Below are 12637 nucleotides of genomic sequence, written 5' to 3' on the forward strand. Positions count from 1 at the left end.
CTATATGGCAGTTGTTAGGCAACTCTTGAAAGAGCGGAGTGATTACTTCGTCAAATAATTTCTTGTGACTACTTTCGACATCTTTTTTAACCTTATTGGTCAAAGGGTACATTAAAGGTAATTTAGCATCGAAGCTAATCCCTGCACCTAGAAGCCAGCTTTGTTCACTACACTTTAGGTGCTCCTCAATTTGCAGGAACAACTCATTATCAATCAAATCATCCATTTCTTTTTTCCTTTAATAGAGCTGTAAGAAAGATGGCAAATAACGCGTAATAATAGTTTTTATAGGTAGTTCACGCTTAACCAAATGACCCATAATTAACTTCGGTTTCATCGCTAACTTTATTTAATTATTTTAGTAAGTTATCAGCCGACAAAAACATATTCAATGAATTAATAGTGATACTTTGATCTTGTTTGGTTTTTTCGAGAGTCAAATATTAATAGTAATCAGGTATGCCTCGAATATAGAGTTTTAAACCATTCATATAGAGTAAACAGTTTTGTTTACCGCAATGTTTGCAGAGCGACAGCGGTTCGAAATAGACTTTATTTTTTGGACAGCCTTAAAGCCAAATGATTAAGCAAGCTCGCACTGCTCTAGTAGCAATAGTGCAAGCTCTCGCTGGAAGTACTGATAGTTATTATTTGCAGCATGAAACAACACTTCGGCTGTTTTGCTGCGTTGTATATTAGCAGTACATAGAAAGAGGATATTCATTTGCATTTACCTTTTATGAAAAATCCCCTGTCCTCATGCGAACCAGCATGGCCTTCACTGCATCAACATCAATAGTTAGCATCTCAAACGGTGACTTTCCTTGTAAAAAAGGTTTAGGTTTAGTCAGCCATTCCTGGCATATCCGATCATCAAATTTAAATTGTTTCATCAATTCCTGATAAATTCCAAAATGCTCAGTTTTTAAAAATTCTAGCTCAGGTGAATAAGTAAGTTTTTCTACAGAAAATTTGGAGTTTTGATTAGGCATAAATTTGAGATTTAAGTAATGATGACCTTAATCAACACTAAAGCATAAAATCTATTTGCTGTCTAACCCATACTTGAACTTACTATTTTTCAGTTTAGTTTATAGTCGGCCTAGTATTGGTAATTAACTTATAAAACGTCTGCTCTGATATGATAGCTGACCTCACTAATTAGCTTAACCCCTCAAGAATACACATTTTAAACAATTTCACCTTTAAATAGTTCGTAGCGATTGATTGTTAATATTAACGGCATACAGCTTTTTGTGTGTTGTTGATGTGACCATGTCACACCTAAATATCAATACGATTTAATTGCCTATATTTCTTTGAAAAATTCCTGATATGGTGTGGTCGATACTTAAAATTGAACCCTTTTCATTAGAAAATTCAACATCTATATTGATGGCTTTAAATATTGCCGCAATGTCGTGTGGATATAGCCCGATTTTCTTTGGATTTTGACTAATCACATGGGCAGATGAACCATAAATAAGGTTAGAATATTTCTTGCCAATTTTTATTGCATTTTCAGCAGAAAATTCATTATCTATTGCTGATTTAATATCTGAGCTTAAAATATAGTGAGGTGTGTTTGTTGTGTTTACTTTAATTTTAATCATTATGAACCCGCTTATTAAAATCCCCAGTTTTAAATATATAAAGTATATCTAGAACTTTCTTTTTACCATCGACTTTAGCGATTAAAGATAAAGGGGTTGAACTTTCCAAAGGTTTTTTGGGTTAGTTAACCAGCTGATAGCCTTTGCCTCTATTTTAAATACATTAAGAAGCTCATCATGCAAATTTTGATTTTTTTCTAATGTATTATTTACTTGTTTGCATATTTCTCTTTCTAGTTTATCAATAGTAATGATTTTGTTTCTATGTTGTGTTTTTTCAGTTAATGACTCGACTCTGATATTCGTTGGTATGTGTTTGATTTTTAAACCCACTTCAGCACTTCCAGTTTTTGATTCATTGGCCGGGCAAATCATTATTTCAATTTCATTTTCCTTTAAATCAATCATGGCTCTTCTTTTAAATTTTTTATATGGATAAATTTATTGTTTGTAGTATTTATTATAGTCAAAAGCAGTAAATTAATACTATGTTGGTATTAAGTAACATACATAATTAGTGAATATAAAATGATTAAACGAGCAAGTTTAAGTAACAGCAATAACCCTTTGGAGGGTTTCGATAAATTATGGGGGGACGCTCTTAAAGGCTCTATTTTGTTAAAAAACAAGCTCAGAACAAAGGTATTGTGCTTACAACATGTGGATCGCCACAAAGAATGATACATACGACACCAGATAAGAAAATTTATCTTAATTAGTTACGTTTTAAGATCGTCCTTAATCTTTGAAATAAATCCCTCATATGATCACTTATACACCAAACCAATCATTTTTTAGTGAAATAAAAAACCTCAGATTGGGCTGCTTAGATACGAAAGCGGAAGTTAGCTTTGGCCTGTCTAAGGACAAATGTTGCGACAAAGCAGTCATGACTATTAGTTATATTGTTAAATATAATCTTTGTTCTAGCGCATATGCACACGACTAATCCCACGCTAAACGTGACTTTAGCGTGGGGTTAGAGGTCTCAGTTATTTTATCTGGATAGCTCTTCTATTTTTTTCCTTGAAAACCAGCTATATAAAACAGGTAATACGAACAGTGTTAACAGCGTGGCCGTTACCAAGCCACCTACAATAACACTGGCAAGTGGACGTTGTATTTCTGCACCTACACCATTCGACATTAGCATTGGGATTAAGCCTAATGCAGATGTTATAGCAGTCATTAGTACAGGTCTTAATCTTGAAGTAGCACCTTCAAAAACGGCTTTAGATGCGTCAAGTCCGTCTTTAATACGTTGGTTGATACTTTCTACCATAACGACCCCATTCAATACCGCTACACCAAATAAGGTAATAAAGCCAACGGAGCTTGGTACGGATAGATATTGTCCTGATATGTACAAAGAAAATACGCCACCAATAACGGCAAGTGGCACATTAACTAAAATCAGCATAGCTTGACCAACAGAGCTAAAAGCAAAGTAAAGTAACAATGCAATTAGCGCTAAAGATAAAGGTACAACGATAGCTAGTCTTTTTTGAGCACGCTGTTGGCTTTCGAATTGTCCACCTATTGCTACCGAGTAGCCTGAAGGTAGGTCAACTTTCTCAGCAATAACTTTTCTGATGTCGGCTACTACACTACCCATATCTCTATTCTGAACGTTTGCTTGAATAACGACACGCCTTTGAACATCATCGCGCCTTACTTGAGGAGGACCTGATTCAAATGAAACAGTTGCAACATCACCTAAGCGTACCCAGGCGCCTGTTGGTGACTGAATTCGAATATCTGAAATAGCTTCCTTATTTTGTCGGTACTCTTCTTCAATACGCACGTAAATATCATAACGTTCATTGCCTTTGATGATTTGTCCAGCTTCAACCCCTCCAATACCATCTCGCACAACTTCCATTATATCAACAACTGAAAGTCCAAAGCGCGATAGCTCTTGCCTATTAGGTTTTACGACAAGTTGCGCTTCACCTGCAATTTGCTCAAGAGCAACATCTCTTGCACCATCAACACTCTTTATAGCCGCTTCGATCTCTTGTCCTTTAGCTGCTAAAACGTCTAACTCAGGGCCAAATAACTTTATCGCCAACTGAGCTTTTACGCCAGATAGTAACTCATCAACACGAGTCGCAATAGGTTGAGAAAAGTTTAGTAGTAAGCCAGGAAACTCCTCTAAAGATCTCTCCATTTTCCCTTGAAGTTCATATCGATTAGATGCACTGGTCCACTCAGAAACAGGCTTCAACCCTATGTAAATTTCTATGTTATTCACAGGCTCTGGATCTCCACCTATTTCGGCTCGACCAATTCGGCTTAATGCATAGGTTACTTCAGGAAAAGCCATTAGTTTTTCTTCTAGAATTGGTGCCACAGTGAGCGCGGTATCTAAACTGGAAGAAGGTGCCAGCGTTGCTCTTAAGTTTATCGTCCCTTCTTCTAACTCAGGTACAAATTCAGTACCAATTAATGGAACTAATGCAAAGGCAGAGAAAACTAATATAAGTGCGGCTGAAATGACTAACTTGGTGCGTTTTAGTGCGAATGTAAGCCCTTTTCTGTAGAGTTTGTCTAATGGCCTAAGAACAAAGCTTTCCCTCTCTTTTACACCTGACTTAAATAAATAAGTTGCCAGTGCAGGTACGATAAACAACGCAACCACAATCGCAGATACAACGGCTAAGATGATGCTTATTGCCATAGGTTGGAATAACTTTGCTTCAACCCCTTCAAAGCTGAACAATGGCGCAAATACGACTAAAATAATCGAGGCAGCAAAAAAGACGGGACGAGCCACTTCTTTACCTGCATTTTGCAGACGTAATTTAATGCCGTGCTCATCGTGTTCTACATCGTGCGGATCTGCGTCAGAAGTTGGAACACGTTCCTTTACCGATTTCGAATGTGTCGCGTCAGGTCTATTTAAATGTTTAAACATATTTTCAACCATAACCACTGAGCCATCTACAAGCATACCAATAGCGACCGCTATGCCACCCAGTGACATAAGGTTTGCAGAAATGCCCCACCAAGCCATGATCATTAACGCGATACCAATTGAAATTGGAATAGATATTAATACCAAGAAGGTTGCACGTAAATTCATTAAAAATAGTGCTAATACAATACAGATGAAAATAAATGCTAGTAATAGTGCATCAACCACTGTATTTACCGCTTTTTCAATCAAATCAGCCTGATCATAAAAAGGCTCAAAGCGAACACCTTTTGGCAATGCTTGACTAATTAATGGAATTCTTGCATTGATACCATCAATGGTGGCTTTAGTATTTGAACCCATGCGTTTTAAGACAATGCCAGAGACAACTTCGCCTAAATTTTCGACTTTACCGTCTTCGGTTTTGCGCGTCATGGTGACAGCACCTTGACGAATTTCACTGCCCATTTCAACTTTAGCAATATCTGAAACCGTAACAACCGTACCATCGACTGTTTTAACGGGAACTTGTTTGATATTACTGATGCCAGCCTCACCACTCTCAAACCAGCCTGTGCCTCTAATCACAAGCTGCTCTTGCCCACGGTTCATGTACCATCCGCCAACATTCGCATTGTTGTTATCTAGGGCACCAACAACGTCTTCTTGCGTTAGTTCATATGCTAAGAGCTTAGATGGATCGACATTGACTTGGTATTGCCTAACATTACCACCAAAAGATAATACATCAGTGACTCCATCGACAGGCATAACGAGTAACTTAACAATCCAATCGTTAAGGCTTCGAAGCGCCATAGCATCATAACCTGCACCTTTATCTGAAATAAGAAGATACTGAAATACTTGGCCCAGCCCAGAGGTGTTTGGTCCCATTTCGGGTGTCCCAACACCTTCTGGTATCAGTTCTTTTGCGGCTTGAAGACGCTCAAATACGAGTTGTCTTGCAAAGTAAATGTCGGTGCCTTCTTTGAAAACAACCGTAACGCCAGACAAGCCTGTTTTAGAAATTGAGCGCACTTGTTCTACATCAGGTAGGGCATACATTACCGCTTCAATGGGGTACGTAATGAGTTGTTCAACTTCTTCAGCAGCCAGTCCTGGCGCTTCAGTATTTACAGCAACTTGAACATTAGTAACATCAGGAAAGGCATCCAAATTTAATTTTGGAATCACCATAACTGCACCAACCATAGTGGCAAACAGCGCAATCAAAATCAGGAGTCTATTATTAACAGACCAATCTATTATTTTATTAAACATAGTCTTGCTCCCTAGTGGTTGTGCGGATCAAATCCGCCTTTAGCGATTTCAGACGCAACAAAAAATGCGCCTTTAGTTACAATTCGCGTTCCACTATCAAGGCCAATGATTTCTCTAAAACCACCTAAGGCTCGGCCTAGTTCTATTTCTACAGCTTTAAATTCTCCAGGGTGGTCTTCGACAAATACTGTCCAATCACCATCTGCGCTGCGGATCAATGCTTCTTCTGGCACAGCCATCACTTTCTGCTTTGTGGCAAACTGAAAGTAAACTTTTACAAACATGCCTGAATGAAGATTATCATCCGAATTATCTACTCCTAACCTAATAATTCGAGTACGAGTAATAGGGTCAATTGTATGGGCTTCTTGGATAACTTTGGCATTGTAACTCTGGCCTTCTAATTTAAGTACCGCAGGAGAATCAATTGATAAATTCAGCTTTTTATTTGGAGAAACTTTTGCTTCAACCCATAGTTGTTTTTCATCTGCTAACAACATTACTGAATCACCAGCATCAACACGTTGCCCTTGGATAAAATCGTCTTGAAGTACAACCCCTTCACGCTGAGCAATTAATGTATATTGCCCAAACGCTTTTATGTCTTTGTTAGAAATGCCATCTATTGCTTTTTCAGTTAACCCTAAAGCAATAAGCTTCCCGTAACTCGCATTGTATGTAGTCTCTGCTTGTAATAATCTACTTTCACTCACCGTCTTGTTACCCAGCTTTTTCACACGTTGCCATTCGGTTGAAGCGATTAAATAGTCAGCCTGTGCTTGTGCCATTGCTTCACTAAATAATGTAACTAACTTCTGACCTATTTCTACATGCTCTCCAAGCGCTGCATGGCGACTAATAATGACTGACTCTGTACGTGGCGATACCACATAACTTTTATAGCCATTAGCTTTTATTTCGCCTGGTGCATATACGGTGCTAAATTGATATTCAGGCTTAACACTTTCCACTTTAATGTTAGCAAGCGACATCTTCTTTGGATCAATAGTGATACCTTCTTCATGCTCTTCATCTTTTCCTTCCTTATTTACTTTTTCGTGATCATGTTCGTCATGGTCATCTTTTTCTTCCCTATTTTCCTTTTCGTGATCATGCTCGTCATGGTCATCTTTTTCTTCTTTATGTCCTTTATCGTGACCATGTTCGCCATGATCATCTTTATGTTCTTTTACATCTTGCTTCGAAACTTTTGTGACAGAGCCAGTACCATCTGACGACTGTGCAAAAGCGTCATGATTTGTAGTAAACCCAACTAACAGGCTGCTAATTACTACGGCTAATAATTTTTTACTAAATATTGTATTCATTTTTTTAACCTATATTTTGATAAATTTAAGATTTCGTTTTTCGCTACTGAAAAAATAAAGCGTTCAAATCTCAAATTTTGATAACTGACCCATACTTAAAACGAAGGATATTTCTGCAAGCTTGAATTGATTTTCCAAACGTATTCCTGCATGAAGCCCTTCCGCGCGTTGATTTAATGCAAGTAGGTAGTCAGACGTATTAATGTCACCAGCTTCCCAGCGCTTATTTAATAAATTTGCACTGCTATCTAATCTGCCTTGTGTGAGTTTTCGCCATTGCTCATAGTATTTTTTACTGATATTAAGCGATTCATATTTAGCTTTTGCTTCAAAAGACTGCTTTCGATATACCGATCGAAAGTTAGCTTCTGCTGCAATGGCTTCTGAATAAGCGGCTTTAACCGTATCTGAATAGTTATTTCTGATGTTTAAAGGAATTGATAAAGTCACACCAACCAAGTCTTCATCTCCACTTTTCCCTGCGCTAACGCCAATGGTTGGATTAGCTTTAGATTCCATAGTGGTTAGCTGAGCCTTAGATTGTTGTCCCTTCCATTGCGCTCTAGCGAGTTTAACTTTTGGATGATCCTCAACCCACTGGGAGTTAAATGAATAGCTTGTTGCCCCAAAAGTAAATGAAAACAAATTTGTAGTATTAGGCGTCCAATCAGGCAATAACTCCTGAACCTTTACCTCTGCATTTTTCAATGCTATTTGCGACTCAGATATTTCACTGAAAATTTGGGACAAGTTTAAATAGACCAATTCAGCGTCAAGTGGCTCTAAAAGTCCGGCTTTTCGCTTATCTTCAACAATGCCAACGAGCGTTTGCAATTGCTCTTCTCTTTCTGAAAGTAACTGAGCAGCTTCTTTTGCTGCTTGCCAATTAACTAATGCAGTTAAAGCGTTAGCCTTTTTAGAATCGAGTAAAGATAACAATTGTTGCTGGTTTACATAGACATCAATTTCACCAATGCTTTTATTTGCTGATTGCTTATCCCAGAAATCAATTGTTTGGCTGATACCAATGGAGTAATTATCAAAATCACCTTCTTTTTCATAACTAGCTTCTAGCTCTGGGTTATAAACGGCTTGAGTTAAACCATTGGCTCTATGACTACTTGCATTGAGTAACTCTTTCGCTGCTATAACTTCGGGATCTTTATTTATTTGACTATCAAGCCATGAAATATTTTTCTCTTTGCCATAACTGGCAGCTGAAAAACTCACAACCATGCATAAAGACAGGACTAAACCTGTATTTTTTAAATATATATACATAAAAAATCTTAATTTTAAAATTAATAAACACGAACCCTTTATCCATTATTAAAGGATAAATAGGTCATTAAAAATTAATCTAATTAAGAAATAGGCGGACGAAGTATAGCTTCAAGAAAGGTACTTGTTTGATCAATTTGATAAGGCGTTTTATTGATAATATTTAGCTTACCATCGACATTGGAATTACTGACTAAAATCCAAGATAAGTGGCTGCCACTGCAATGACCACAGTGATGACAATCCTTTACATCGTGCTGTTCATCATCTGTATTATCATTTAAGGCATTTCGATCATCTGCATGATCATGTTGAGTTTGAAGGTGCTCTATATCTATTTGGTGATTCTCAGATGTTGAAGATGCAACAGCAGTTAACGATTGTAAAACAATCGAAAAGACTAAGAGCATTTTTAGTACAACATTAAGGTTCAAAGTTATCACCAGTTAAATATAGTATTTAAAATACTAGCAGAAACTATTTTCTTAAACTAGCTTTTCAATTCAGTTTCCACGCTTTTACATTAAATAATTTTTATATTTGACTCTATAGCCACTATAGATTTTATACTTATTTTAATATTATTACGGAATGTTAAATATGTCAGAAAAATGTAGTGGTCAGTGTCAATCATCTTCTACCAATGAAGATGTAAAAATTGATGCGCAATTAGATAACTATAGTGGCGGGTTTGTCAGTACATATAAAGTGCCTCAAATGGACTGTCCTTCAGAAGAAAGGTTGATCAGGTTAGCACTAGATGGTGTGGAACCTTCTGTTGGCTTGCAATTTGATATTCCTAATCGCTTAGTGAAAGTTTTTCATGATGAAAATTTAGATGAAATAACAAAAAAGTTACAACAACTTAAACTCGGTGCAGAGTTAGCATCAACTAAAGAAAGTTGCAGCACAGAAGCTGCAAAAGCAAAAGATCTAGCCCAAAAAAATGAGATGAAAGAAGCATCAACACTAAAATGGTTGTTGGCTATTAACGGAGTCATGTTTTTTGTAGAGATAATTGCCGGGATTATTGCGCAGTCTGCTGGCCTTATTGCCGACTCATTAGATATGTTTGCTGATGCTGCGGTGTATGGTTTAGCTATTTATGCCGTAGGTAAAAGTATCAGCATGAAACTTAGAGCGGCACATATATCTGGTGTACTTCAAATTATTCTAGCGCTAGGTGCTTTGAGTGAAGTCGTAAGACGCTTTATTTATGGTAGTGAGCCTATGTCATCTTTAATGATGATATTTGGTGGAATAGCACTAATCGCTAACATTGCTTGTCTGTTTTTAATATTTGGCAACAAAGAAGACGGCGCTCATATGAAAGCGAGCTGGATTTTTTCCGCAAATGACGTTATCGCAAACGTTGGCGTAATCTTAGCTGGTTTATTAGTTACAGTAACAAGCAGCCGTTATCCAGATTTAGTGATTGGTTTGATAATTGCCCTTGTCGTTTTAAACGGTGCTCGCCGCATCTTACAGCTAAAGTATTAAGCAGAGAAATGAAAATAGTGCACTCCTCGTATATAAAATCAAATATATCATACGTGATAATGATTTTAATCGCGGTGCAGTCTGTATTTTTTTCGCTAGAAGAACTTGAAATAAACTTAAACGAGAGTTCTTTTAACACATCACTAACTGAGTCAATTACCCCATTAAAAGCTTCAGAAACCTCCAATGTATTTGAAGTAAATAATAGCTACACTTCAATTGATGATTGTAATTTTTGTTGCTGTTGTCACCTATTTTTAAATGCAGATTCTTCTTGTAATGTTTTACAAGCAATAGATCAATTTCCCACCTACGCCTTAGTTTCTCCTGAGCTAAAAGGCTATATGTCGGTGCCATTTCGTCCCCCTAAACACGCCTAATTTTATATCAAATTTAAAGAGGTCAACATTATTGGCCTAAATAACAATATAAATTTATAGGAAAGTATACATGGCACTTAATACCTGTGCGCATCGCAAGATAGTAATTTTGAGGTGTGTAACACCTCGGCTTAAATATATCGCGTTTCTCGCTTTGTCACTTTTTACATTTAATGTTTATGCCTTTGAAAAGCAGTTAAATCTTCAAGAGGCAATTCAGCAGACGCTTAAACACAACCCTGAACTCAAAATATTTAATTTCAAACAAACCGCATTAACAGGACGAGAACAAACAGCAAGTTTAAATCCCGCTTATGAACTAGAACTTGAAGCCGAGAACTTTGCAGGCTCAGGTGAATTCTCTGCATTCGACAGCGCAGAATTAACCATCGCTCTATCTTCGGTTATTGAAATGGGGGATAAACGCTCAGCGCGAATTGGGCTTGTTTCAAATTCAAGAGCACTACTCACTGCTGAAAAAGAGGTAATAGCGCTAAACTTGATGGCTCAAGTCACTGAGAAGTACGTAGAAGTACTTGCTGCCCAACAAAGAGTGATATTGGCAGATAATGCATTGAAGTTAGCACAAGAAACGTTAGAGATTGTATCTCAGCGTAACCGCGCAGGTGCTACCCCTGAGGCTGAAGTGAAACGTTCAAAAGCAGTTATTGCTCAGGCAAATTTAACCGTTCAATCTGAACGAAAGCGTTTGGAATATTTAAAACTTTCTTTAGCAGCTTTCTGGGGAGAAAACTCTGTAACTTTCTCTGAAGTACAAGGTGATCTTTTTCAGTTTGGCAATGATAGTGACTTTAACACTCTCTTTGCGAAGTTAGAAAAAAATCCAGCAATTCAAATCTATGCAAGCGAACAGCGACTAAAAGAGGCTGAAATACGTTTAGCGAAAACAGAGGTCAATGCCAATATAAAATGGTCTGTTGGTGTTAGGCGTTCTCAAGAAGCCAATGATACTGCACTGGTCGCTGGCTTTAGCTTACCTTTGTTTGCTGAAAAGCGAAATTCTGGTGCAATCGCTAGTGCGCTAGCAGAGCGTGACCAAGTTGCCATAGAGAAAGAGGCGACTAAGTTGAGGTTTAGAAATCACTTACTACGAGCATACTCCAATAGAAAACAAGCCATATTAACAGTTAATTCATTAAAGCAGTCGGTTATCCCAATGCTTGAAGATGCACTGGAAGATACTCAAGACGCCTATCAAAAAGGTCGATATGGATATCTTGATTATGTATCGGCTAGACAAGAGCTGTTAAATGCTCGGCGAACCCTCATTGATGCGGCATCTGCTGCCCTAATTTATGGCGCAGAGATAGAAAAACTAACAAACGAAGCGCTGTCACTCTAAAAAAGCATCACTTTAAGCTTAATAACAATTTATTGATTCAGTTATTAACTGAATCGTTTAGGAATTCAAAATGAAAAACTATTTACTCGCACTATTGATTTTTATTGGGTATTTGTCACCCATTCAAAGTGGTTTCGCTAGTGAAGATGAACATGAAGGCGAAGAAGGCATAAGCAAAATCGACAATAACATGGCAAAAAAGGTTGGTGTTGAAACAGCCTATTTAGCTTCAAAAACGTTGAACCAAACTATCCCTGTATACGGCGCTACGACGATAGGCGCTGAACAATTATTTCAAGTTGGCGCTAGATATAACGGCGTTATAAAGACAATAAACTCCACTGTTGGTGATAAGGTAAAAAAAGGCGATCTATTAGCCGTTATTGAATCTAATGAGAGCTTAAATACTTATAAAATAACATCGCCTGTTTCTGGGACTGTTTTACAGCGAAATGGAAATATTGGCGGTATCACGCAAAACACCAGCTTGTTTGAAATCGTAAATTTTGACACCTTGTGGGCTGAATTTAAGGTGTTTACCAGCCAATATAATCAAATCAAAGTCGGTCAGCATGTTGATATTGAGCATGGTGAACACGCATTCAACTCCGTTATCACTAATATTATTCCAGCTAAAGATCAACCTTATGTATTAGCGCGGGTACGTTTAAACAATGCTGAGTTAAGCCTAACGTCAGGTCAATTATTAAAAGGCAACGTTAAAATAAATCAATTTGAGGTGGATTTAGCCGTTGAGAAAGTTGCTATACAAGAACTAGGTGGACAATTAGGTGTATTTGTTAAAGAAGGTGAAGAGTACGAATTTGCGCCGCTTGTATTAGGGCGTTCAGATAAGAACTATATAGAGGTCATTGATGGCCTCAGTAAAGGCGCTGAATATGTGAGCAAAAACAGTTATCTGATCAAAGCAGATATTTTGAAATCTGAAGTAGAAGACGACGATTAGGAGACGC

12 protein-coding genes are annotated in these 12637 nt (G+C 37.5%); 4 read left to right on the plus strand and 8 right to left on the minus strand.

The window, feature by feature from the left end; translation table 11 throughout:
* From RM573_RS06330 to RM573_RS06365, 8 genes are all read right to left on the minus strand, one after another.
* Positions 1-226, minus strand: a 226-nt coding sequence (locus RM573_RS06330) for a hypothetical protein (protein ID WP_311578964.1), incomplete at its 3' end; no start/stop codon positions are given.
* A gap of 511 nt (positions 227-737) precedes the next feature.
* Complete coding sequence (locus tag RM573_RS06335) at positions 738-992, minus strand: antitoxin Xre/MbcA/ParS toxin-binding domain-containing protein (RefSeq protein ID WP_074498713.1); 255 nt, start codon at positions 990-992, stop codon at positions 738-740.
* A gap of 309 nt (positions 993-1301) precedes the next feature.
* A complete protein-coding gene (locus tag RM573_RS06340; protein ID WP_074498712.1) occupies positions 1302-1613 on the minus strand; it encodes a hypothetical protein in 312 nt (103 codons plus the stop codon).
* A gap of 81 nt (positions 1614-1694) precedes the next feature.
* Positions 1695-2021 carry a peptide chain release factor family protein gene (locus tag RM573_RS06345; RefSeq protein WP_074498711.1) on the minus strand — a complete coding sequence of 109 codons (327 nt, stop codon included), beginning with the start codon at positions 2019-2021 and terminating at the stop codon, positions 1695-1697.
* 589 nt (positions 2022-2610) lie between these two features.
* Positions 2611-5811 (minus strand): efflux RND transporter permease subunit, encoded by a 3201-nt coding sequence (locus RM573_RS06350; RefSeq protein WP_311578976.1) that lies wholly within the window; start codon positions 5809-5811, stop codon positions 2611-2613.
* 11 nt (positions 5812-5822) lie between these two features.
* Complete coding sequence (locus RM573_RS06355; protein WP_074498709.1) at positions 5823-7139, minus strand: efflux RND transporter periplasmic adaptor subunit; 1317 nt, start codon at positions 7137-7139, stop codon at positions 5823-5825.
* Positions 7140-7202: 63 nt separating this feature from the next.
* Complete coding sequence (locus RM573_RS06360) at positions 7203-8420, minus strand: TolC family protein (protein WP_074498708.1); 1218 nt, start codon at positions 8418-8420, stop codon at positions 7203-7205.
* A gap of 83 nt (positions 8421-8503) precedes the next feature.
* The gene (locus RM573_RS06365) at positions 8504-8854 is read right to left on the minus strand and encodes a hypothetical protein (RefSeq protein WP_092251245.1); all 351 of its coding nucleotides are present in this window, start codon (positions 8852-8854) and stop codon (positions 8504-8506) included.
* 166 nt (positions 8855-9020) lie between these two features.
* Between RM573_RS06365 and RM573_RS06370 the strand changes: the two genes are divergently transcribed.
* The 4 genes from RM573_RS06370 to RM573_RS06385 all read left to right on the plus strand — a co-directional run bounded on the left by RM573_RS06370 (position 9021) and on the right by RM573_RS06385 (position 12630).
* A complete protein-coding gene (locus tag RM573_RS06370; RefSeq protein WP_074498707.1) occupies positions 9021-9920 on the plus strand; it encodes a cation efflux transmembrane domain-containing protein in 900 nt (299 codons plus the stop codon).
* 74 nt (positions 9921-9994) lie between these two features.
* On the plus strand, positions 9995-10300 hold the full coding sequence (locus tag RM573_RS06375) for a hypothetical protein (RefSeq protein WP_311578992.1): 306 nt from the start codon (positions 9995-9997) through the stop codon (positions 10298-10300).
* 70 nt (positions 10301-10370) lie between these two features.
* Entirely contained in the window at positions 10371-11663 is a 1293-nt protein-coding gene (locus RM573_RS06380) for a TolC family protein (protein WP_311578996.1), read from the plus strand.
* 70 nt (positions 11664-11733) lie between these two features.
* Positions 11734-12630 (plus strand): efflux RND transporter periplasmic adaptor subunit, encoded by an 897-nt coding sequence (locus RM573_RS06385; protein ID WP_074498704.1) that lies wholly within the window; start codon positions 11734-11736, stop codon positions 12628-12630.
* The last annotated feature ends 7 nt before the right edge of the window (positions 12631-12637 follow it).

This window comes from Thalassotalea castellviae, from assembly GCF_031846185.1.
GTDB lineage: Bacteria > Pseudomonadota > Gammaproteobacteria > Enterobacterales > Alteromonadaceae > Thalassotalea_H > Thalassotalea_H castellviae.

Coding starts and splice junctions, on each gene's coding strand:
- RM573_RS06335 (WP_074498713.1), bottom strand. CDS start 992: ATGCCTAATCAAAACTCCAAATTTTCTGTAGAAAAACTTACTTATTCA.
- RM573_RS06340 (WP_074498712.1), bottom strand. CDS start 1,613: ATGATTAAAATTAAAGTAAACACAACAAACACACCTCACTATATTTTA.
- RM573_RS06345 (WP_074498711.1), bottom strand. CDS start 2,021: ATGATTGATTTAAAGGAAAATGAAATTGAAATAATGATTTGCCCGGCC.
- RM573_RS06350 (WP_311578976.1), bottom strand. CDS start 5,811: ATGTTTAATAAAATAATAGATTGGTCTGTTAATAATAGACTCCTGATT.
- RM573_RS06355 (WP_074498709.1), bottom strand. CDS start 7,139: ATGAATACAATATTTAGTAAAAAATTATTAGCCGTAGTAATTAGCAGC.
- RM573_RS06360 (WP_074498708.1), bottom strand. CDS start 8,420: ATGTATATATATTTAAAAAATACAGGTTTAGTCCTGTCTTTATGCATG.
- RM573_RS06370 (WP_074498707.1), top strand. CDS start 9,021: ATGTCAGAAAAATGTAGTGGTCAGTGTCAATCATCTTCTACCAATGAA.
- RM573_RS06380 (WP_311578996.1), top strand. CDS start 10,371: ATGGCACTTAATACCTGTGCGCATCGCAAGATAGTAATTTTGAGGTGT.
- RM573_RS06385 (WP_074498704.1), top strand. CDS start 11,734: ATGAAAAACTATTTACTCGCACTATTGATTTTTATTGGGTATTTGTCA.